Source organism: Vibrio sp. B1FIG11 (assembly GCF_905175335.1).
Lineage (GTDB): Bacteria > Pseudomonadota > Gammaproteobacteria > Enterobacterales > Vibrionaceae > Vibrio > Vibrio campbellii.
The window spans coordinates 2,145,352-2,168,446 of sequence record NZ_HG992752.1; the positions used below are offsets into that span (position 1 = coordinate 2,145,352).

Below are 23,095 nucleotides of genomic sequence, written 5' to 3' on the forward strand. Positions count from 1 at the left end.
AAGTTATCGCGTTATCCGCACTGGTCGTAACGGTTGTACGTTCACCCCAGTAGTAACGGCTCTCGAAGTAAGAGTAGGCGGAACCGATGTATTCAATTGACTCGACCGCATCACCCTGCGTGCTGTTACCGTCAGCGTCTGTTCTTCCCCATAGGTAATGAGAATAGTCTCGGTTGTACATCCAGAAATACGTATCAGGTGCTGCTTTAAAGCGTGTGACAGCCATATCATCGTCGGTACATACCAAACGGGTCTTGATGGCTTGTTCAATTTTGTCACAAAGCTGCAGCGACATAAGAGAAATGTTGGTGGTATCTGCTTTGGCAGTAAACTCCACTTGGGCCAAGTTTGTCCTCCGTAGTAGTAGAGACGATATAACCCGTCTTCGACCAAGTTGGAGAAAGTGATGGTATCTCCATTCATTTGGCCCGAAGTTTCGTAAGAATAACCAGAGTAAAGGTAGTAATAACCTGAGTCGACGGTTTGAGTTTTCGTTTCATCGATTGGACAAACTAACGACAGTCCGGTTTCGATATCAATACGAGGAGGGTTTACAATATTTAAGGTCGCCTTGAAGGATTTAGTCGAATCACTCGATACACCAAAACAGAAGTCATCGAGATCGAGCCCCTCTGTTCCATCGGCTACTTCAATGACCTCACCGTCCACTTCAATCGACGCTAATAAACTGTTGCCTTGGCTATCCAACAAATCAAAGTGACCAGCGAAGGCAGGCACTCGATTGATATTTAGCTTCTCAGGGTTATCACCCCAACCAGAAGGTTTGTAAGCCCAACCGCCGCCAGCTTTGGCAAAAGAAAGGCGCAGTTTTTGATTATTGGGGTCACCATTTGCATCCACAACATCGACATCAAGTTGACAGCGATCTTGTCCGTACCAATCCAGATTGTAGTATGAGAGGTGAGTGATTGGTTTCGAGACGGTAAAGGTGTTTTCGTTTTCTTGCTCTATAACGGCATCACCTTCGTAGCGCCATTTACCCGTTGAGTCGGTGTAACTCCAAATAGGGATCGTGCCATCGTCTAACGCCAAAGGCTCGCCCGTTTGTGGGTTCACCGTGGATTTTGGCACTTCAAACTCCAAATTGACGCCTTCTCCATCGAATGAAGACACTTTGTTACCGCTTTCATCGCCAATTTCAATCGCCACAAAACCGGCAGAAATAAAGGTCACGCTGTCAGGTGAGGTGATATCGCTTGGGAGCTCGCCATCAAACCCGTCTGGCGATAAACCACCAGGGAAAAGGTATAGCGGGTTATTCTCATCATCAGCTAGGCCTTTTGGATCCGCTGAAAATAGCATCATCGAAACAGAAACCTCTCCTACAGGCGTAAAGGGCTGTCCATCTTCACCGATGAATCCTGTTCCTGCAGGAATCGACAACTTAGCGGTCGCACCATCAAGGATTTTACCTCCGTCCGTGCTGTCATCTTTGGTCACCGTTGCAACATCAACGGAAGAGCGGGTCACGTGCCCATCTAGCTCAACACGTTCTTCAACAAATGTGGTCGCCTCCTCCGCTTTTTCTGACTTAGGGACAATCTCAATCCAGTAATTATCCGACATGGTGGTTTGGGTAAGATCAAACACTTGAGAGTTAGAGAAGAAGCCATCACCTCTTACAATCACCGTCATTTTAGCCACTCCACCATTCACATCGCTGGCGTTATCGACGTCAAAGGTGAATGGCACAATTCCAGACTCAGGAACCACCACGACATTACTTTGAAATGCTTCCCCTTGATGGAAACCAGCCACTTCTCTTCCTAGAACATCTTGCACTCGAACGGCAAACGTCTCATCCTGATTAGCAACATCAAAAACAAACAGCAGTTCTAGATTGGACATTTCTGTCTCATCGACTCGATTAGAGACGTTAAGTGATAAGCTTTGTTGGTGAGAAATTTGAGATGTTAATGAGGTGGTCGTTTCAGTGATAGAGTCATTACAGCCAAAGACGGTAAATAATGACATTACTCCTATCAAACAATACAACCACGCCCTTCTGCACGTGTTGATCGTAACCATAAACTAGCCTTTATATTTATATGAAACACAATACATACAAATAGCAGCTAACTAGTACACCTGCAGGATGTATGGATAAAATCATACTCAGAGCACATTAAGATGAAACGAATGGTTTGGTATTCATTCTCAGCGTCTTACTTAGATAAAACGAATAAAAAAACACCACATCTTTCAACATGGTGCTTTTTAGGGGAAATTCAGGGTTGGTTTACAACACGGCTTTGCGGCTTGGTAGGAACACTTCGCCTAACATACAGCGTACAGAGCCACCACCAATCGATTCTATGGTAGAAACGTCAAATGGCAGCAATTTACCGTGTGTCGCGAGTTGATTTCTTTGTGCTGGAGAGAAAGCATCGTAAGCTGATTGAGACATAGCAATCACCTTATCGCCACGTACCGTTTCCAGTTGCAGGATATTGCCGCAGAACTGGTTCATCTGCTCAAGTGAAATCGAGATAACCTGCTTGTCTTTCGCCAACGATTTAAGCACAAAGCGGCGCTCAAACTCAGGGATCACCTCATCACAAATCACGCAGAACTGCTCACCCACCGCCATCATCACGTTAGTGTGGTAAATCGGTGCGCCAGAAGGCAAACGAGTTTGGAACGAAATGACACGATCATAGCCAATGCGCTTGGCGTAGTCTTCTAACACCAGACGATCACAACGTTGCGAGAGTGCGGCATAAACAGTCTTATTGAAGTGATCAAACACCATCACGCCAGTGCTTTCTAGGTAGGCTTCTTCATCTAGATATTCGGTCAGTGAGTCTTGTTGATGCACTTCTCGACCCGCGTGCGCTAATGCAGCGACCAACGCATCTGGGCGAACCTCATGCTGACGGTTTTCACACGCCATCGGGAAGGTATACAAAGTACCTTCTGGGGTAGTGCTAAACCAGTTATTCGGGAACACTGCATCTGGCGTAGCGATATCAGATTGAGGGTAATCAAACTCAACCACTTGCACGCCTTCGTTTCGCAAGGTCTCAACCATCGCAACAAATTCAGCCATGGTATTACGTGAGACTTCTTCTTGGGTTAGCGATACTTGGTGTTGAAACTCGTTGTCTTGCGCAGTTTCTTCGTTAAAACGAAACTCTTTCGGCGGCACCATCACAACGCAGTTCGCGGTATGACGCAGAGCACTTTGCGTGCTTTCTTCTTTTCCATGTGCATTCTGAGGCACTGATTCGTGTAATAGCATCCAATACATTCCTTTTCACTAGAATGATGAGATTGTAAATTTATTGTTAACTTCAGTTTTGCTGTTTTTAATAATAATTCCCTCACGCAGAAGTAATAATTACTGTGAAAGCCACCATTAACCCGACTTTTTATTGTCACTTTGCCGATTTACTGTTTTGTGACGCGTGAATGGTCATCTCAAGAATAATGCACTAGCGAATTCTTTATAACCAACTAGTTACATTTAAAAAGCAATCGGTTAGACTATTTTTTCGCCTCTCACACATACGCAAAAACGTCTGCTTTTCTGGCTAGCAGACCACAATATGTCTTATCTCATACTCGGTATTAACTGCTTCGTCCAAGGCAGGAAGAATTGATGGATTCAATTACTGAGATGGCAACTATTAACTTTAGGATGAGTTATGTTTAAACGATTTGAAGGCTTTACTGAGCCGTTCCCCAAATCACAGCCTGACCAACCCCCAGCGGGGATCTTTGCGTTTTTACGCCATTACACGCGCGGCTTTGAGAAACCGCTGATCATTATGTCGATCATGTCGACGATTGTGGCTATCGTAGAAGTCTCTCTGTTTGGTGCCATGGGTCAATTGGTTGATTGGCTGTCCAACAGCAACCCAGAAACCTTTTTGCAAGACAACAAAGCGGACCTTATTTTCTACGGCACCTTACTGCTGGTTATCATGCCGATTTTGGTGGTGGTTTACTCGCTGCTGATCCACCAAACTCTGCTGGGTAACTACCCAATGTCGGTTCGCTGGCTTGCGCACCGTTACTTGCTCAATCAAAGTCTGAACTTCTATCAGGATGATTTTGCAGGTCGTGTTGCGACTAAGGTGATGCAAACCTCTCTGGCGGTGCGAGAAACCGTCATGAAGACGATGGATGTTTTCGTCTACGTCTTGGTTTACTTCACCAGCATCATCGTGATGTTGGCCGCCGCTGACTGGCGTTTGATGATTCCTATGTTGGTTTGGCTAATGGCGTACATCGCGATTCAGATCCACTTCGTTCCGAAACTAAAGGCCGTGGCTACCGAGCAAGCAGATGCACGTTCAACCATGACAGGTCGCATTGTAGACAGCTACACCAACATTCAAACCGTTAAGCTGTTCTCGCACAGTAAACGAGAGACCGAGTACGCCGAAGAAGGCATGAAAGGCTTCTTGAGTACTGTGTATCGCCAAATGCGCTTGGTGACCGGCTTCGATGTAGCGGTAGAGATCTCCAACTATCTATTGGTGTTCTCGGTGGCTGCGCTGTCGATTTATTTGTGGCTGGATAGCGCGATTAGCGTTGGTGCCATTGCGATTGCTGTCAGCTTAGCTTTGCGTATCAACGGCATGTCGATGTGGATTATGTGGGAAGTCGGTGCCCTATTTGAAAACTTGGGTACCGTCGTAGATGGAATGAAGACGCTGTCTAAACCTATCGACATCAAAGACAAAGCCGATGCGAAAGATCTGCAAGTGCCTCAAGGCGGTATTCACTTCGACAACGTGAGCTTCCATTATGGTGAGAAAAAAGGCGTGATTAACAACCTCGACCTTAATATCAAACCGGGTGAGAAAGTGGGCTTAGTTGGGCGCTCTGGCGCAGGTAAATCAACCTTAGTGAACTTGTTATTGCGTTTCCACGATGTGGAAGAAGGCAGCATCAAGATTGATGGGCAAGAAATCTCAAGCGTCACGCAAGATTCTCTGCGCTCGAAGATTGGTATGGTGACACAAGATACGTCCCTGCTGCATCGCTCAATCCGCGATAACATCTTGTATGGCAATCCAGATGCAAGTGAAGAAGACCTGATTAAAGCGACCAAGCAAGCGCACGCACACGAGTTTATCGAAACCCTAACCGACCCGTTCGGCAACGTGGGTTACGACGCACAAGTGGGTGAGCGTGGTGTGAAGCTGTCTGGTGGTCAACGCCAGCGTATTGCGATTTCACGCGTGCTGCTAAAAGACGCACCTTTACTGGTGCTTGATGAAGCGACTTCAGCACTGGATTCAGAAGTTGAAGCCGCCATTCAAGAGAGCTTGAACGAGCTGATGCAGGGCAAAACGGTTATCGCCATCGCGCACCGTTTGTCGACCATTGCGCAGATGAATCGCTTGATTGTGCTCGATAAAGGCAACATCGTGGAGCAAGGCACGCACAAAGAGCTTATTGCCAACAACGGCATTTATGCACAGCTTTGGGCACACCAAACGGGTGGTTTCCTTGGTGAAGAGTTAGAGAGTTAATGCGCTTCAATACCAATAAATACCCCAAAAAAAACGGCGCTCTAAGCGCCGTTTTTTCTACGATTTTGCTATATCCACTTAAGCCATCCAATATTTCACCACATACAATTAGTGATCACGATCACTAAAAATCTCATTTATGAAACACTTTTATGGGTGCAAGTCACAAAATTTCTGGTAGTATAGCGCCCCGTTGCGTAATCGTTAGCAGTGGACACAACGCAGAGTAGCAAGCTGGATTCATTTGTAATTTCACTTTTTGAGAAACAGCTATACTCAATTGATGGCTTAGTTATTAATCTAATAATAAGGTAATTAGCTTATGTGTAAATGTGGTTCAATGCAGATCGTACAAGTAAAACAAAGTTGGGCGGATAAATTATTCGGCTACTCAGAGCGCTGGAAATGCCAACTTTGCCGTAAGGTCTTCCGCTTCTAAAAGCACAATAAAAAATAATCTTAGAGTTTCTAAGAAAAAGCAGTGGCCCGACAATGATTGTCGGGTTTTGTTTTTTGGCGCATTCCAATTCTCCCTACCAAATAAATCCAAGTGAGCTCAACCTAGCATCTACCTATCGCTTAGGTATAAAATCATGCCCACTTATTCTTCATCAATTCATAAATAATCGGTCACTATGAACAAAAGTTTGCTGACTAATATCCTTGCTATCGCCATGATGGGTGCGGGATATCACATTCAAAATGATTACCTTTGGTACGCGGGTCTGTTCGCTTTTTCTGGCGCTATCACTAACTGGCTAGCCATTCATATGCTATTTGAAAAAGTACCCGGCTTATACGGATCAGGCGTCATTCCAGCACGTTTTGAAGAATTTAAATTGGCCATCAAAAACTTGATGATGGAGCAATTCTTTACTGAAGCAAACATCGACCGTTTCCTAAATAAAGAAATGGCAGGCGGCATGAAAATTAACCTTGAGCCTGTGATCGAGAAAGTCGATTTAAACCCAGCCTTTGATTCATTGGTCGAAGTCATCGAAGGCTCTCAGTTTGGTGGCATGCTTGCAATGTTTGGCGGTGCAGAAGCACTGCAACCCATGCGCCAACCGTTCGTGGAAAAGATGCAAGAGTCTATTATTGAGCTAAGCAAGAGCGACACCATTAAGGAAGCACTAAAAGAGCAAATGGAATCGCCTGCAATGATGGATGAAATCAAACAGAACATTGAAAGCATCATTGACCAGCGCCTGAGTGAGCTGACACCCGCTTTGGTTAAAGAAATCGTGCAGAAGATGATTAAAGAGCACCTTGGTTGGCTCGTGGTTTGGGGCGGTGTGTTTGGTGGCCTTATCGGTGTACTAACCACATTCGTAAGCGCATAAAAAACTAACCAGAACTTGATATACGAAAGGAGCCTCATGGCTCCTTTTTTGTGTCTGATATCGACGTATCCCCACTCTTATTAACCGAGTAATTCAGGGTTCACACCAAATCCCGTCTTATGTTCTTCGATAACCACTTCACTTCGAGTTTGGATCACGCCCGGTAGTGTCCCAAGCTTACTCGACATAAATTCCTGATAAGCCTTCATGTTCTTTACTCGAACTTTAATCATGGTGTCGAAATCACCTGACAACGAATAACACTCTTCAATTTCAGGCATGAGCTCTACCGCTTTGGCAAATTTCTCGAAAATCGAGAAGCTGGTTTGATCAAGACGAATATGAATAAACACCTGTACATCTAGGCCAAGCTTCTCTGCATTGAGCTCTGCGTGATAGCCATTTATGTAGCCTTCTTTCTCCAGCCTTTTTACGCGTTCAGAGCATGGTGATGTGGTCAAGTTCACTTGCTTTGCTAATTCCACCACTGGAATTCGCCCTCGAGAATGCAACACTCTCAAAATTTGTAAATCAATTCTATCTAGTTGATAACCCATTAACCACATCCTTGTAACAACTCAGGAGCCACCAGATTAATAGTAACTATTCAGTTTGCAAATAGTGAAATATACATCGTGTGAAACCCATATGAATTTAACGATTGCCCCGTCCAAAAAAGCACCAACCGTTCCAAAAATGAAAACTTTTATGTATGTAATTTATAAATATATTGAGCAAACTAGGTAACTTTATTTATTAGATAAATTTGTTAACAAAAAAATGGAATGGTGAACTTTGAAGAGAAAAATATGAGCTTTTAAGAAAAGAATTGAGCCAAATTGTAAGGCAATAATAGGCAAAAATATCAAGGAGAAAGCAATGTTAACCCTACAACTCGCGTACAAGCCGTTTGGTGTTGGCGAATGGACGTACACGACCGTTTCGCACGAGGTCGCAAAGTCACTGGCGTCTGAATATGCCTCTTATGGCTGGCCAGTCATGATCGATGGATTACCTTTCGCAACAGAAAAAGAGCTGGCTGCGTAAACGCCGATTACATGATCGCTGATGTCTGTCGCGCTGGATGCTGAACCACTTCACCAATAGCGCGATGGTTACAACAGCGACAGTAGTATTGTGGTTCCATCTCGTAATAATGTTCACCAGTCACGAACTTGGCCATTAATTGTGTGAAGCTCACCACTTTCCCTGTCAGTGTTTGGATTTGCTCTGGTTCACAACGCTTCATGATCACTTTGTGCTGCGTTGCTCTTCTACAAGCTGAGCAATAGATATCCGGCATTACAATCTCTCCCTGTATTTTTCGTTACTACTGACAATTGACATATTTTGTTCAAAATAATTCCACAATAAAAAAGCCCCTTCTCTTTTTTGTGTCCTAACTCCAAAAATTCCCGTACACGCGCCCGAAAACTGAGACCTTGGTCAGTCCGCCTGCTTTCGGACCGAACAATGAAAAATAACACCTATGTATGCAATACAATGAACCATCACACACTACATATTATTGAGTGCTTATCTTTACATTTCTCTACAGAAAACTTCACACATTGGATTGAAATAGAAATAAGGGGGTCGTTATGCGAATTTAAGCAATTTACAGTGTGAATTATGTCCTAATCAGGTCAAATTTCATGTGCAGAATGTAATTTCAAAACACATGCTAGACTTCATCAAACCATCACCTGGCGCGTTAGTGGTCGTGACTTAGTAGTGTCCCACGGTCACTCCCTCAAGAATGATGTTTAACGTGGTTCGCGGCGCCCAACCCAGAACCAATGAAGCGGGTGTTCAATTCGCATTTAGCGATTTAAGATACTTTGATTCCACTTCTGACCAGATCTTGATGTCTGGTATACCCAATCCGTGAGGTAAAGCCAAGATGCCAGCACAACCCACTCTCTTCACCGAACGACTTATTCTTCGCCCATTTCATCACAACGATTGTGAGCGTGTAGCTTTGCTCGCTGGAGAAAAAATCATCGCAGATATGACCGCTAACGTACCACACCCTTACGAACCACCAATGGCAAAAACATGGATAGATGGGCATGGCCCTATGTTCTATGAGCGCAGAGGTGTCGTCTATGCCATCACATTGCGTAGCACAGGAGAACTGCTTGGTGCGGTGAGTTTACCGAGAATAGAAGACGGGTACGGTACATTGGGATATTGGATTGGCGTACCTTACTGGGGAAAGGGCTATGCTTTTGAAGCATCTAAAACCCTAGTTGAGTTTGCTCAATCATATTTCGAACTCATCGGTATTCGAGTAATGCACTTAGCAGAGAATCAACGCTCAAAGTCAGTGATAAAGAAACTAAATGTGCCTTATATAGGAAACAAAATCCTTGGCATGCAAGGCGTAGAACGCGAAGTTTGCGTCTACCAATGCAGATTTGATGCGAATAACTAAACCTGAAAGCGTTCCGCAAACTAAAGAAAGCATTGAGTGTACGGTGGGACTTGCCTCTTAGATTTGTTGTTCAACGAAACTAAGCGGCTCTCATCGTGACATTATGATGTGCAAAAGATAACTAAATAGAACATGGAGTCATTGGCATGGAAAGCCTCGCGAAATCTCTCAATCAACTAGGGTTCCGCTGTCATGCGTTAGATAGAAAAGTCAAAGTAGAACTCGGTAGCTTCGGGCAGTTTGTTTACATTGTAAAAGATTACCAAAGCGGTTGTTATATCGTTCAAAGTCACGTAACCATACAACTGATAAGCTTTGTTTTAATGCTTGGTGTTGGCTTATATGGTTTGGCTGCTCAAGGAAGTGCTCTTAGTGCGGTGATTGCAGCGATTTCTCTTGGCGGCTTAATCAACCTAATCTTAATCGAAGTAAAAACGCTTCCGCTTAAACGAAACTTACAACAACTATCGAATATAAGCTTAGAAGAGGTGGAGAATAGTCATTGATACGCTACACCACGAAGGAACCCTATCAGTACTCCGATAAAAGTGGTTAGCGCAATAAATAAAATAACTTGAACATAAGAGTGATAACTGAGAATGACTTAATACAAAAAAGCCAGCAGTGATGCTGGCTTTTCTCTCTCTTAGTCTTGAGCGACTTTCACGCGAATCTTGCTTTTCGCTACGCTGGTCATGTTCAGCGCTTCCAGTGCAGCAATCGCTTCTGCTTCATCTGGCATGATCACAAAGCCGAAGCCTTTTGATAAACCGGTTTCTTGATCAAGAACCAATGTACAAAGTTCCACTTTGCCGTGCTCAGAGAACAGTGCACGCATGTCTTGCTCAGTCGTTTGGCGAGCCAAGTTTCTTACTAAAAGTTTCATAATGAACCTAGTGATTTGAATAACCATACAATTCTCTCAGGTTCTTCCAAGCAAACCAAGTGAATAATATTGTGCGAACAACTAGATCATTCTAAGTACATCTGTTTAAATGATTTTTCGTTTATTTTTCACCCAAAGGAGAGCCGGAATGGAAACGAAACGTCTTAAGCTAATTCCCGCTTGTTTAGAGCGTGCAGAAGAGGCACATCAAGCGGTATTACGAAGCCAAAAGACACTCGAAGTGTATCTTCCTTGGGTTCCACATGTGCTCACACTAGAGGCCATGATTGAGGGAACAGAAAAAGCCATCGCGAACTTTGAAAATTTCGAAGAAGAATTACGTTACTTCATCATTGAAAAAGAGAGTGATCGCTTAATTGGTGCCGTTGGCTTAATGATTAAAGATCAGGAAGTACCTTCATTTGAAATCGGTTACTGGCAGGATGATAGCGCAGTAGGGAATGGCTACATTTCTGAAGCAGTGCTTGAACTAGAGCGCTACGCGTTCGAGGACCTTGGTGCGAGACGCATTGCGATTACCGCAGATTCAAGCAATGCTAAAAGCCGTGCGGTCGCAGAGCGTTGCGGTTATGACTTGGAAGGTGAGCTTAGACACGATCGTGTTTCTACCTCAGGGGAACTGAGTAACACGGTGGTTTACGCCAAAATCCGTCACTAAAAGCAAAAAAGCCCGCGATGGTCGCGGGCTTTGTTTTCACTTGAGAATGATTAGTCTAGCTCAACCAATTTCTTCTCGTATTCTTTGTGTTGCTCAAGTACTTCTTGCGCTGCACCACCGGTCATTTTGCTCACTACCACGATAGCGATGGTAGAGAAGATGATGCCCGGTACGATTTCGTAAACGTCGAACCAACCGCCTGTTAGCTGTTTCCAAACCACGATAGTCACGCCACCAATTAGGATACCTGCTAGTGCGCCGTTACGGTTCATACCACTCCAGTAAAGGCTAAGCACAACTGCTGGACCAAACGCAGCACCAAAGCCTGCCCAAGCGTAAGATACAAGACCAAGAACAGAGCTGTCTGGCGTCATTGCTAGGAATAGCGCGATAAGAGAAATCACGATAACGCCTACACGGCCAATCATGACCACTTCTTCAGACGTTGCATCTGGCTTAATCACTTGCTTGTAGAAGTCTTCTGCTAGAGCAGATGAAGATACTAGAAGCTGTGAATCCGCAGTACTCATTACCGCCGCTAGGATTGCCGCCAATAGGATACCTGCAATCACTGGGTGGAATACCGTGTTCACCAATAGCATGAAGATTTTCTCGCCATCATCCACCTGCATACCAGGGTGACCAGTTACCCACACTAGACCAACAAGACCAACTAGCATTGCACCCGCCATAGAAAGCGCAGTCCAACCCACAGCGATACGACGCGCTGTTGTTAGGTCTTTGTTTGAACGAGAAGCTTTAAAACGCGCTAGGATGTGCGGCTGCCCAAAGTAACCAAGACCCCATGCCACCAAAGAGATGATCGCGACAGCCGATAGAGGCTCACCTTTTACGTCGTTCCATAGCGTTAATAGCTCTGGGTTGATGTTGTGCATATCTGTCGCTAGTTGACCTAGACCACCGTCCATTACTGCAACAGGCACGATCATTAGCGCTGCCGCCATCAGTAGACCTTGCACCAAGTCCGTCCAAGATACCGCTAGGAAACCACCAAATAGCGTGTATGAAACCACACACACCGTACCAACGATAACGGCAATGCTGTAATCCAAGCCGAATACGGTCTCAAACAGTTTACCACCTGCTACCAAGCCTGAGCTGGTGTAGAAAAGGAAGAATAGAAGAATAGAAGAATGAAGAACGCAGAGATTGTCTGAATCAGTTTCGACTTATCGTTAAAGCGACGCGACAGGAATTCAGGCAGCGTTAGTGCATCCGTTTGAATGCTGTACGTACGTAGGCGTTTTGCACTGATTAACCAGTTTAGCCATGTACCCACAAGCAGACCACCTGCTAGCCAGAACGCTTCAATACCTGCTGCATACGCATACCCCGGAAGACCAAGTAGCAACCAGCCACTCATGTCTGATGCGCCCGCAGAGAGTGCCGCTGGCCATGGACCAAGGCTACGACCACCTAGGAAGTAGTCAGATGAATTGGAAGTCCTCTTATACGCGTAAACGCCAATGGCAACCATAATTAGTAAGTACGCCACGAAAGTGGTCGTGATAGCAAAGCTATTTTCTATCATTTGATAGTCCTCGTTATAATTATTTCCTTCCTTGCTCTCTTTGATATTTTGCCATCGCAGCAATACATCAAAGCAAGAGATACCAATCCGGATAAGCTCTCAGGCCCTTTTGATTCAGATTGGTATCACAAGTCAGGTTAGTGGGAGTCGCTTCCCAACTCGAGTAGAGTCGCGTTACCGCCCACTGCTGTAATATTTATCGTTCGAGTACGCTCGGTAATGAAGCGCAACGACAGATGAGGATCATGAGTCAATGTCGGTGACTCTAAATCCGTTTCAGAAACTAAGCCGACGATGGCACCGTCACGCTTAGCCAGTTGCAGGTTAAGCGCGTGCTCAACCTGTGAATGCCCAACATAACCCACACTACGTACGTCACTGTCTAACAACGGGGAAGACGCATCGTACGCAACCACTTGGACTAAGTTAGATGGGAAGTTTGCTGACGCCACAGCCTGCTTAACCAGTTGATTAAGCTCTGCATTGTCACTGCAAATCACCACACTGTTGCCTGCAATCAAAGCACAGGTGATCATTGCAAATGTGCTGTACAGTGCGTTCTCTGTGTGTTCTAGGTTGTTTTCACAAACGACCAAAGCCACACCGCGACCCGCTGTATACAGCTCGTTAGTTTCGCCCGTAGGACCCACCAACTGATGAGTTTCTGCCAACAGAGACGACGCTTGCTGTAAGTGGTAAGACACCACTTTGCCAACCACGCTATGCTGCTCTTCAATGGCAGATTTAAATGCCAGCAAATGCTCGCATTTGTAATCAAAATCGGTCAGATTCCACTGCTCCCACGCAGAGAATGCATCTTTAAAAAACGTGATCTGATGAACCATAATGCGACTCCTTACGCCTTCTCTGCTTGAACAAGATGTTGTTTAGTAAAGCGGTATAGGTAGTGAGGACCACCAGCCTTCGGACCCGTACCCGACAAACCTTGACCACCGAATGGCTGAACGCCAACGACCGCACCGACCTGATCGCGGTTGATGTAGCAGTTACCCACACGAGCGTGTTTTTCAATCCAACGGTAAGTGGTTTCGTTACGGCTGTGGATGCCCATTGTGAGACCAAAACCAGTTTGGTTGATTTGCTCAACCACATTTGGCAACTCAGACGCTTTAAAGCGAACAATATGCAAGATAGGGCCGAATTGCTCTTCTTTTAGAACATCAATGCCCGAGATTTCGAACGCACTTGGTGATACAAAATCACCGTGCTGACACGCTTCATCCAACTGCAATTGAGCAACTTTGGTTTGCGTACTTGTCATGTGCTCTAGGTGAGCAAGGAGTTTGTTCTTTGCATTGCTGTCGATAACCGGACCCACATCGGTTTTGTGTAGGTAAGGAATACCAACATGCAGTTCATTCATTGCACCTTGGATAAGGTTGATGATGCGATCCGCAACGTCTTCTTGAACGAACAGAACGCGCAGGGCAGAACAACGTTGACCAGCAGAAGCGAAAGCGGAACGAATCACATCACGCACAACTTGCTCTGGTAGCGCCGTACTATCCACAATCATGGCGTTTTGACCGCCAGTTTCAGCGATAAACGGTACTGGCTTCGCACTACGCTCGGCAAGCGTCACATTGATGCGTTGCGCCGTTGCTGTCGAACCAGTAAATGCCACACCAGCAATCGCATCGTGAGATGTCAATGCATGACCGATTTCACCACCACGGCCCGGCAATAGCTGAATCACGCCCGCCGGGAAGCCGGCTTCTAGCATCAGTTCAATCGCACGCGCCGCAATTAAGCTGGTTTGCTCAGCTGGCTTAGCCACAACTGTGTTACCTGCAACCAATGCCGCTGTGACTTGACCAAGGAAGATCGCTAATGGGAAGTTCCATGGACTGATACAAACGAATACGCCAAGCCCTTCGCGGCTAGAAATGCGTTTCACGCCATCAAAGCCTTCTAATTCGAACGGTTGAAGGTTTTGCGCTTGTTTCGCGTAGTAACGACAGAAATCGACCGCTTCACGCACTTCATCAATACTATCGTGAATCGTCTTACCCGCTTCTTGGTGACAAATCGCCACCAGCTCAGCCAAGTTTTCTTCCATCAGATCCGCAAGCTTATCTAGGCACGCCGCTTTTTGTTCAATTGCGGTGCCTTTCCACTCTGGGAATGCAGCATCAGCCGCTTCGATTGCAGCGGAAACATGATCAAGGCTTGCGAAAGCCACCTGACCCACTTCGATACGGCGATCGTAAGGGGCAGTAATGATCTCTGCAGAGTTTTCCTTGATCATGCTTTCGGCATGTTTTTCGCCGTTGATGATCGGACCCGCGGTCCACTTCTGATTCAGGAAACTTTCAACCTGCGCTTCAAACGGCTTCGCTTCGCTATCGATATCAACGTTCACACCGTACGAGTTTTTACGCTCTGGGAAGATGCCGGTTGGCATTGGAATTTGACCGTTGTGTAGCGTCTCAAAAGAGGTCAGCACATCAACAGGATGATGCGTCAGCTCTGAAATAGGACAACGCGCATCCACCAAACGGTGCACAAACGAACTGTTTGCGCCGTTTTCTAGTAAGCGACGAACCAAGTAAGGCAGTAGATCCGCATGGCTACCGACTGGCGCGTAAATACGTACTGGTTGACCATAAGTGTCCATCACATGGTTATAAAGCGAATCGCCCATACCATGCAGACGTTGGAATTCGTAATCTTTGTGCTCTGCCATTACAGCAATCGCCGTAACAGTGTGCGCGTTGTGACTAGCAAACTGCGGGAAGATATTACCGCGCACACCTTCACTTAGCAGGAAGCGCGCACACGCTAGGTAAGCAACATCCGTCGCTTCTTTGCGCGTGTAAACTGGGTAGTTCTCGTAACCTGTTTGTTGTGACCACTTGATTTCACTGTCCCAGTACGCACCTTTTACTAGACGCAGTGGGATCAGATCCCCCTGTTCTTTTGCTAGACCGTTTAGCCACACGAGCACAGGTAGTGCACGTTTCGAGTAGGCTTGAACTACTAGACCAAACTTGCCCCAGCCTTTCAAAAAGTCGCTGCGGTACAGTTTTTCAAACAGTTTTAGTGACAGCTCAAGACGGTCCGCTTCTTCTGCATCAATCGTGATGGCAACATCCACTTCGATAGCGCGCTTGAGCAGTTGCGTTAAGGTGTCGTAAAGCTCTGTCATCACGCGTTCTTCATTCGCCACTTCATAACGTGGGTGAAGTGCAGAAAGCTTGATAGAAACAGAAGGAGCAGGGCTTGTGTCACTGCCGTACGTTTCACGACCAACGGCTTCAATCGCCATTAGGTAGTCTTTGAAATACTTGCTTGCGTCTGCCGTAGTCAGCGCCGCTTCACCCAACATATCAAAGGAGTAAGTGAAGCCTTTGTCGCGCATTGGGCGACCGTTTTTCTGTGCTTCTTCAATCGTACGACCACGTACAAACTGATGACCCATGATCTTCATTGCCTGATACATGGCTTTGCGAATCACAGGCTCTGAGAATTTGTTTACCAGACGGTTTACAGCCTGACCTGGGCTCTGGGTTTCTTGCTCACCAAGACCAATCACTTTACCCGTTAGCATTAAGCCCCAAGTTGACGCGTTTACGAAGACTGAATCAGAACTCTTAAGATGAGATTTCCAGTCAGCAACGCTTAACTTATCTTTAATCAGTGCATCCGCCGTTGCTGAGTCAGGAATACGCATCAAGGCTTCTGCAAGACACATCAGCAAGATACCTTCATGAGTATCTAAGCTGTATTCCAGCAGTAGTGCATCAATCATCTGAATTGACTTCTTATCCGCACGGATGGCTTCGATAAGCTGGGTTGTTTGGGTCGTGATTGCCGATTTTTCTTCCGCTGTCGGCGTCGCTAGTGGCAATAATTGCTCTAGCCATTGAGACTCGTCCACCATGTACAATGGCGAGATCAGTGACCACAACTTATCAAGCGGCTGCTCGATAAATTCCGGTGTTAACACGTTCGTTGCAGTAAACATGCGTTTTCCTCAATCTCTCTCCTCGAAAACCGCTTCGAGGATCATCAATGGCTGGCAGTGTATTTTGAGCCCGAGAAGAATACTTGTCAAAAACTCCGAGCTTTTTGCTAAAAACTCGCTTTTATAACAAAACATCTACATAGTCACACGCAATTACATAATATATTGTGTTGTAAAAATTCATCTTTGCCCGTCATTTACAACAAAGGTAGATAGGTTTTGAGCAATTTTTGTTTGAATAAGAAGGATTTAGATTGCGCTTTTGTGAGGAACGGACAAAAACAATGAAAACTTTCGGAGAATTACGCAAAAAAGTTCGACTTTCCTGTACAAAACGCAAGCACAAAAAAAGCCGCGACTCATGCGCGGCTGTCATCAGATAAGCAACTATACCAGTATAATTAGCCAACCTGTTTCTTATACTGAGAAGGCGATAATCCTTGTAAACGAGTAAAAGTATGCGTAAAGGTACTTTGGCTCGAGAAACCAGTAAATTCAGCAATTTGTCCAAGCGTAAGGTGACCTTGTTCAATTAAGTCACGCGCCATATCAATACGTTTACCTAGCACATACTGATGCGGCGTAATGCCCATCTGATCTTTAAATAAACTGTGGAACTGGCTTTCGCCCAAAAACACACTGCCCGCCAGCTGCGCCACACTGATTTTGTGGCTCAAGTGCTGCTCGATGTAACGGTCAATCGCATCCAGATCAAAGCGAGACTCTTTCCTCGACGTTTCAAATGCTGAGATATGACGCTGCATCAGAGCGATCACGGTATCGTTACACGCACGGCTTAGCAGTAGGTCATCTGGGTGATTACGCATCTCTTGCACCAGCATCTGAATCAGCTTTTGGATTTGACCATCCAGCTGGAAGTAAAGATGAGAGCGCTCTAGGTTATTGATTTTCTGCAGCATCTCGGGGTCATCATTGGCTGGCTTTGGCATGTTGAGCACCAAAATGTCTGATTGATGAATCACGCCACCGAAAGCATGATCAGAAGACGCCGTTACGATGCAACCTTGTCCCGGACCGACCAGATTGCCCTGTCCACGCACTTCAAATTCCGCTTGTCCTTTCAAGCCGATCACGATCTGGGTGTAAGCATGATCATGGCATTCCATATAAGACGGAAGCGTGATCAATTCTGCTGGCTTAGGCAGCATGATCTCTTTATGCAGCGGGGCTTTCGGGTTATCTGGGTTACTCATTTCAACAGTCGTCTTTACACGGTCAGCTTACACCTTGGCATCATATACCTTCTCGGTTGGGTTGCAACTCCTCCCCGAGTCAATCGCACAAGATCAAACCAACACGATCAAGGCTCTCTACATGATCATAGTTCCGGAACGATGATCATGTAAGAGTAACTTACGGTCAATGTGCAACCAATTTTTTTAACAAAAACGGGCAGATAGCAAAAATTACCAAAGGTGAGACAAACACTTAGCAAAGATCCTCGCAATGAAAATGCACATTAATGTAAAAGGTAAGATGAAAATTACGATCGAACGCGCACGAAATGCCCGAAAAACAGTGGCATAGAGGGATTTCCCCCCTTACTAACCTCTTCTCGATTCAATACATTAGACCTCGAGCTCTAGGATGCATACGACCCTGAGCTCATCGGTATCTACTTGATACCTCTAACTTACTTAGCAGACCCTCGCTACGTAATTTAGAACCTCTTCTACACGTCGACAAGATTATATCTTGTGTTGCCAGCCCGTCTTCAGGCTGGCTTTTTTTTGCCTATCGCCAATGAAAACAATGGCATAAGCTGCTAATATATCGGACATCTCACTGTATCCTGACGTTAATCATCACGCAGAGCTATCTTGATAGACCTTCTCTCTTCCAGTTCTATCTGGCGCGATTCTCGAAAGCATGATCAAGGTAATGCAGTAATGTAAACGCAGGCAAAACAAAGTGAGGGAACGACCTGTAATCATGCAGGCGATATAGCAGTAGTGAGTCCCTTGTGAATATTCCAGTCAATACCATAGAACAGTCGCTCCTTCGACAGCTACCGGGTTGTTGGGGATGCAAAGATAAAGATTCGGTATTCCGCTATGTGAATCAGGAATACGCCGAGTTAATTGGGTACGATTCGCCCGAAGCTTGTATCGGTAAGACAGACTTCGAAATGGCTAGCCCTACCATTGAGTGCGCCCAAGACTTTCAAGAACAAGACAAGCATGTGATTGAAACCGGCGAGTCGCTGAAGATCCTTGACATACATCCTTATCCAGATGGCCATTGGCGCGCGCACATTTTTACCAAGACACCTTGGAGAGATGAAGACGGCAGCATCATTGGCACCATCTTTTATGGCCGCGAGCTGACGGATACCGCTGTGATTGAAGTCGGCTATTGGGTTTGCCGAGCCATTGGTGGTGCACCAAATCAACAGTCTATCTTCCGTTTTTCTAATCTTAAACCCGAGCCAGAAAAGCTGACCTGTCGTGAGCAAGAGACGCTGTTCTTACTGCTCTATGGTAAGAAACCGCAATTTATCTCTCAAGTGATGGGGATTTCAACCAAGACAGTAGAAGGGCATGTTGCTCGTCTGCGCACTAAATTTGAAGCCAACAGTAAGAACGAGCTTATCGATAAAGCGATGGAAGCAGGTTACGGCTCCATCGTGCCAAAGACGCTGCTTAAACATCAGTTGTCTGTTGTTCTCAACGGCGAACGTTGAATTTCCAAACTAGAAAACAAAAACACCGCCCATTTCGGCGGTGTTTTTTTATCTCGTCATCGAAGTGACTACGGCGCAAGACGGTCGATGTCCCACTCACCTTCTTGATTTGAGAACAAGAAGCGGTCATGCAGACGGTGTTCACCGCCTTGCCAGAACTCAATGCTTTGTGGCTTAACGCGGAAACCACCCCAGAAGGTTGGCATAGGAATCTCACCTTTGGCAAACTTCTGCTTCAGCTCTAAAAACTTACCTTCCAATACGCCACGTGCAGAGATACGGCTGCTTTGCTTGCTCGCGATCGCTGCTAATTGGCTCTCTTTCGGGCGAGAAGTGAAGTACTTCATGTTCTCCATCGGCGTTAGCTTTTCTGCCACGCCCGTGATGTGAACCTGACGCTCAAGGGGATGCCATGGGAAATGCAGGCTGATGTTGCTGTTATGCCCAAGCTGCTGCGCTTTGCGGCTGCCCAAGTTGGTGTAGAACACAAAGCCATCTTTATCGACACTTTTTAGCAGCACGATACGTTGAAACGGCATTCCGTTTTCGTCCACAGTCGCGACCGTCATCGCCGTAGGATCCGTTAGCCCCGCTTGTACCGCTTGCTCTAACCATAGGTTAAATTGATCAATCGGATCTGCTTTTAAATCTTTACGACGCAGGCCACCTTTTGTGTACTCACGACGAATATCAGCAAGTTCCATCTTCACTCCTTCACTCGTTTTTGTCGATTGTGCGCCCGATACTAAGGAAATACAAGGACAGCAAGCAAGAACCCTGATTGCAGTTTTGTGCTGTGTCACGTTGTCGCAGCAGCTCACAACATCATTAAATGCCTTTTGATAACATGGCGTTAAAAACCAGTGAGCCAATCGTGAACCTACTTAACCCCAAAGCTCTGCGCCATTTTTTGTTGGTCTTGCTCGCCATCGGTCTGGTCGGGCTGATGTTGACACATAAATACGCAACCCAGCATCAACATGATCAGTGGCAAAGCAAGTTACAAACTCAAGCTTCACAGGTCGCCCAAGAAATCGATTATGAATTGGCAAAGTTTGAGCAAATCCCCAACTTACTCAGCCATGATCCAAGATTGCTTGAAGCCGTTAAAGTAGGTAAGCCATCAGAATCGCTCAACTTATTGCTCGCCGATTGGTTAGCGCAAAGCCTCGCTGACACTATCTATGTGCACGACAAAACCGGCTTAGTTATCGCATCGAGTAACTACCAGCAAGACGACAGCTTTGTGGGCTCGAACTTTGCCTTCCGTCCATACTTTCAACACGCTTTAAATGGGGAGAAAGCTCAGTACGTTGCGCTGGGCGTACGTTCCAATAAACGCGGCTACTTTTTCTCATCCCCGCTTTGGGTTGGAGGCGAAGTCGCAGGCGTGATTACGGTTAAAGTAAACTTGGAGCAACTCGAAAAAGGGTTAACCCAAGAAAATGGTGGGTTACTGGTTACCGGTGTGCACGATGTCGTCTTCATGAGCAACTTGCCCGACTGGCGCTACCGAGCCCTATTCCCATTGTCTGAACAGGCAAAACGAGAGCTTGACCAGACTCAACAATACGGTGATACCTTGCCTCAATATCGTGGCGAGTTGACTGGGCAAAGCGGCGCGACGCAGTTTGAGAACAATCAGCTATTGGTTTCACCCAACTACCTCGCTTACGCAACAAACTTATTCGACAAAGGTTTTCGTGTTGTCGCTCTGATTAGCCAACAAGAAGTGTTTGCTGCGGTATTGCAAGCGGATGTGATTTACCTTTTGCTGTATTCGCTCGTTGGCCTAATAGCCTTAGCGTGGTTTCAAATGCTGGTCAATAAAGCACGATTAGCAAATATGAATACAAACTTGGAAGAAAAGGTCACGGAACGCACCATAGTACTGAGCCAAGCCAATCACCAGCTGCAACAAACCGTGCACCAATATGAACAGAGTCAACAAGCGCTCAAGCAAACCCAACAAGAGCTCACTCAAGCCGCGAAACTCGCACTATTGGGCGAGCTATCTGCCAGCATCAATCATGAAATCAACCAACCACTTGCTGCACTTCGCACCTATACAGAAAACTCTCAACGTTTAATGGCGATGGAACGCTACTCTATGGTGACAGATAATCTCGGCAAAATGCTCTCTCTTAATGACACCATTGCCGAAGTCATTGCTCGTTTGAAAGTCTTTACGCGCAAAACGGACAATAATTCGCACAACGAGGTGTCCGTGCTACACGACGCGGTACATAACGCAACGCGCATTCTGAGCAGCAAGCTGATCAAACAAGGGGTGACGCTAAAAGTGCCAAACATTGAATGCGACGTGAAACTCGCCATTCACAGCGTCGAGCTAGAGCAAGTACTGATAAACCTCTTCCATAATGCAGCCCAAGCGATGGAAGGACACTGTGTCGATCCACAAATTTCGATCGCGATACAGTGCAATCAAAACAACTGCGATATCCTGATTTCCGACAACGGACCAGGTATGTCAGAACAAGCACTAGCCAAAGTATTCGATCCATTTTTCACCACGAAACCTGAGGGACTTGGGCTGGGTTTAACCATTTCAAAACGTATTTTAGAAAGCTATCAAGGCTCTCTCAGTGCTTACAATCACAATGCTTACAATCATAGTGCTTTCAGTGGTATGGATACGCAATCCCAGCAGTCAGGCGGCATGACCTTTATTGTCAGCGTGCCTTTAGTCCCACTTCTTCCTGCAGAGGAACACTCTCATGCATAATCCCGTTTTCTTTGTTGATGATGAACCCCATATCCGTGATGCGGTTACTCAAGCGCTATTAATCGAAGGGATTGACGTCACTTGCTTTCCAAACGCAGTTGAAGCGCTGCAACAAATAGACCCAAGCGCACCGGCATTGATCATCACTGATATCCACATGCCCGTGATGAATGGCCTAGAGTTTATGCGCACACTGCTAGGCAAAAATAGTCACTTTCAATTTATCGTCTTAACGGGTCATGGCGATGTGAAAACTGCCGTCGAAGCGATGAAGAGTGGTGCGTACGATTTTCTCGAAAAACCCTTCTCTACCGATCAGTTACTTAAGTCACTTAATAACGCTGGTGACAAGTTGGCCTTATTGCAAGAAAACGTCTGGCTTAAAAAAGAACTCGACATGCAAACCCATGTTGGTCCCAAGATGATTGGTCACAGCCAAGCCATGGTCGACATTCGCCGTACCTTGATCAGCACCCCGCTCCACCAGCCGCTGATTTTTGTCGGTGAAGATGGAACAGGAAGAAGACTGGCTGCGCAGTTTGCTCACGATATTCACGCCACACCGGAAAATGAATTGTTCATTGCTTCTGGCGAAGATTTGTACGAGCTTTCTCTCGATGCACTAGACAAAGCCGTACATCATCTTACGGACGGTAAAAGCCATTGCAGTTTGTACCTGCACAGTGCAGAACACATCTCGACAAAACAGTGGCAATGCTTATTTGAACACCCAAAACTGCAACGTGTCTTTGGCGCAGCCAACACAGTCGACAAAGACATTGAAAGCTCAGTAAGGATGATTCGTATGCCAAGCTTGAATGAACGCAAAGAAGACATCGGTCCCCTATACAAACACTTTGTGCGTCACGCAGCGAGTCGCTATCAACTCCAACCTCCTCAGATTAGTCTCGATGAGGTAAAACGGGTTACGGAACTCGATTGGCCTGAAAACATCAAACAATTGAGGCAATTTGCGGAGTTAAGAGCGCTAAAACCCGATGTGTTTCGTATGGAGGATTGGAGCAGTGAAAAGAGCATCGAAATCCAAAGTATGACTCAACGCACAGAACACTTTGAATACTGCTTGTTGTTTGACGCCTTGCAACGACACAGAGGCAGACTCAAAGAGGTTCAACTAGAATTACAAGTGTCGCGCAAAACCTTGTATGACAAACTAAAAAAACATCAGTTGGACAAAACACAGTTCAAGGCATAGTAAACAAAGGGATGCTTACCCTTTCACACATTTTTAT

General features: G+C 45.9%; 18 protein-coding genes and 1 pseudogene. 9 read left to right on the forward strand and 10 right to left on the reverse strand.

Annotation, left to right across the window (positions count from 1 at the left end):
* Nucleotides 1-3 precede the first annotated feature (3 nt).
* The gene (locus KHO06_RS26715; protein WP_244858436.1) at nt 4-1,995 is read right to left on the reverse strand and encodes a hypothetical protein; all 1,992 of its coding nucleotides are present in this window, start codon (nt 1,993-1,995) and stop codon (nt 4-6) included.
* A gap of 265 nt (nt 1,996-2,260) precedes the next feature.
* Nucleotides 2,261-3,262, reverse strand: a complete 1,002-nt coding sequence (locus tag KHO06_RS26225) for an arginine deiminase-related protein (protein ID WP_005429011.1) — start codon at nt 3,260-3,262, stop codon at nt 2,261-2,263.
* Between the two features lie 406 nt (nt 3,263-3,668).
* Between KHO06_RS26225 and KHO06_RS26230 the strand changes: the two genes are divergently transcribed.
* Nucleotides 3,669-5,507 carry an ABC transporter ATP-binding protein gene (locus KHO06_RS26230; RefSeq protein WP_212582922.1) on the forward strand — a complete coding sequence of 613 codons (1,839 nt, stop codon included), beginning with the start codon at nt 3,669-3,671 and terminating at the stop codon, nt 5,505-5,507.
* Nucleotides 5,508-6,142: 635 nt separating this feature from the next.
* The gene (locus KHO06_RS26235) at nt 6,143-6,850 is read left to right on the forward strand and encodes a hypothetical protein (RefSeq protein WP_038888680.1); all 708 of its coding nucleotides are present in this window, start codon (nt 6,143-6,145) and stop codon (nt 6,848-6,850) included.
* Nucleotides 6,851-6,930: 80 nt separating this feature from the next.
* On the opposite strand, the gene KHO06_RS26240 is transcribed toward KHO06_RS26235, so the two are convergent.
* Nucleotides 6,931-7,407 (reverse strand): Lrp/AsnC ligand binding domain-containing protein, encoded by a 477-nt coding sequence (locus KHO06_RS26240; RefSeq protein WP_212582923.1) that lies wholly within the window; start codon nt 7,405-7,407, stop codon nt 6,931-6,933.
* A gap of 322 nt (nt 7,408-7,729) precedes the next feature.
* Here KHO06_RS26240 and KHO06_RS26245 point away from each other — a divergent pair, with 322 nt between their 5' ends.
* A complete protein-coding gene (locus tag KHO06_RS26245; protein ID WP_005428989.1) occupies nt 7,730-7,897 on the forward strand; it encodes a hypothetical protein in 168 nt (55 codons plus the stop codon).
* Nucleotides 7,898-7,904: 7 nt separating this feature from the next.
* On the opposite strand, the gene KHO06_RS26250 is transcribed toward KHO06_RS26245, so the two are convergent.
* A complete protein-coding gene (locus KHO06_RS26250) occupies nt 7,905-8,153 on the reverse strand; it encodes a hypothetical protein (protein ID WP_038888678.1) in 249 nt (82 codons plus the stop codon).
* Nucleotides 8,154-8,753: 600 nt separating this feature from the next.
* Between KHO06_RS26250 and KHO06_RS26255 the strand changes: the two genes are divergently transcribed.
* Together KHO06_RS26255 and KHO06_RS26260 are read left to right on the forward strand one after the other, a co-directional pair.
* Nucleotides 8,754-9,287 carry a GNAT family N-acetyltransferase gene (locus KHO06_RS26255; RefSeq protein ID WP_212582924.1) on the forward strand — a complete coding sequence of 178 codons (534 nt, stop codon included), beginning with the start codon at nt 8,754-8,756 and terminating at the stop codon, nt 9,285-9,287.
* A 146-nt stretch (nt 9,288-9,433) separates the two neighbouring features.
* Nucleotides 9,434-9,793 (forward strand): hypothetical protein, encoded by a 360-nt coding sequence (locus KHO06_RS26260; protein ID WP_212582925.1) that lies wholly within the window; start codon nt 9,434-9,436, stop codon nt 9,791-9,793.
* Between the two features lie 140 nt (nt 9,794-9,933).
* Here KHO06_RS26260 and KHO06_RS26265 read toward each other — a convergent pair whose 3' ends face one another.
* Nucleotides 9,934-10,173 carry a hypothetical protein gene (locus KHO06_RS26265; protein WP_005428980.1) on the reverse strand — a complete coding sequence of 80 codons (240 nt, stop codon included), beginning with the start codon at nt 10,171-10,173 and terminating at the stop codon, nt 9,934-9,936.
* 148 nt (nt 10,174-10,321) lie between these two features.
* Between KHO06_RS26265 and KHO06_RS26270 the strand changes: the two genes are divergently transcribed.
* Nucleotides 10,322-10,852 (forward strand): GNAT family N-acetyltransferase, encoded by a 531-nt coding sequence (locus KHO06_RS26270; protein ID WP_212582926.1) that lies wholly within the window; start codon nt 10,322-10,324, stop codon nt 10,850-10,852.
* Between the two features lie 50 nt (nt 10,853-10,902).
* Here KHO06_RS26270 and putP read toward each other — a convergent pair.
* From putP to KHO06_RS26290, 4 genes and pseudogenes are all read right to left on the reverse strand, one after another.
* A pseudogene (gene putP, locus KHO06_RS26275) lies at nt 10,903-12,404 on the reverse strand (sodium/proline symporter PutP).
* Nucleotides 12,405-12,541: 137 nt separating this feature from the next.
* Complete coding sequence (locus KHO06_RS26280; RefSeq protein ID WP_212582927.1) at nt 12,542-13,249, reverse strand: 1-pyrroline-5-carboxylate dehydrogenase; 708 nt, start codon at nt 13,247-13,249, stop codon at nt 12,542-12,544.
* An 11-nt stretch (nt 13,250-13,260) separates the two neighbouring features.
* Nucleotides 13,261-16,392: a bifunctional proline dehydrogenase/L-glutamate gamma-semialdehyde dehydrogenase PutA gene (gene putA, locus KHO06_RS26285; RefSeq protein ID WP_212582928.1), complete on the reverse strand. Its 3,132-nt coding sequence runs from the start codon at nt 16,390-16,392 to the stop codon at nt 13,261-13,263.
* Between the two features lie 401 nt (nt 16,393-16,793).
* Entirely contained in the window at nt 16,794-17,606 is an 813-nt protein-coding gene (locus tag KHO06_RS26290) for an AraC family transcriptional regulator (RefSeq protein ID WP_045371321.1), read from the reverse strand.
* A 770-nt stretch (nt 17,607-18,376) separates the two neighbouring features.
* Between KHO06_RS26290 and KHO06_RS26295 the strand changes: the two genes are divergently transcribed.
* Complete coding sequence (locus tag KHO06_RS26295) at nt 18,377-19,096, forward strand: helix-turn-helix transcriptional regulator (protein ID WP_212582929.1); 720 nt, start codon at nt 18,377-18,379, stop codon at nt 19,094-19,096.
* A 68-nt stretch (nt 19,097-19,164) separates the two neighbouring features.
* Here the strand turns inward: KHO06_RS26295 and pdxH are convergent, their stop codons facing one another.
* Nucleotides 19,165-19,800, reverse strand: coding sequence for a pyridoxamine 5'-phosphate oxidase (gene pdxH, locus KHO06_RS26300; protein WP_005428958.1), 636 nt, complete (start codon nt 19,798-19,800; stop codon nt 19,165-19,167).
* Between the two features lie 128 nt (nt 19,801-19,928).
* Here pdxH and KHO06_RS26305 point away from each other — a divergent pair, with 128 nt between their 5' ends.
* Together KHO06_RS26305 and KHO06_RS26310 are read left to right on the forward strand one after the other, a co-directional pair.
* Nucleotides 19,929-21,842, forward strand: coding sequence for an ATP-binding protein (locus tag KHO06_RS26305; RefSeq protein WP_212582930.1), 1,914 nt, complete (start codon nt 19,929-19,931; stop codon nt 21,840-21,842).
* The gene (locus KHO06_RS26310; RefSeq protein WP_212582931.1) at nt 21,835-23,058 is read left to right on the forward strand and encodes a response regulator; all 1,224 of its coding nucleotides are present in this window, start codon (nt 21,835-21,837) and stop codon (nt 23,056-23,058) included. Before KHO06_RS26305 ends, KHO06_RS26310 begins: the two co-directional genes overlap by 8 nt.
* Nucleotides 23,059-23,095: the final 37 nt, after the last annotated feature.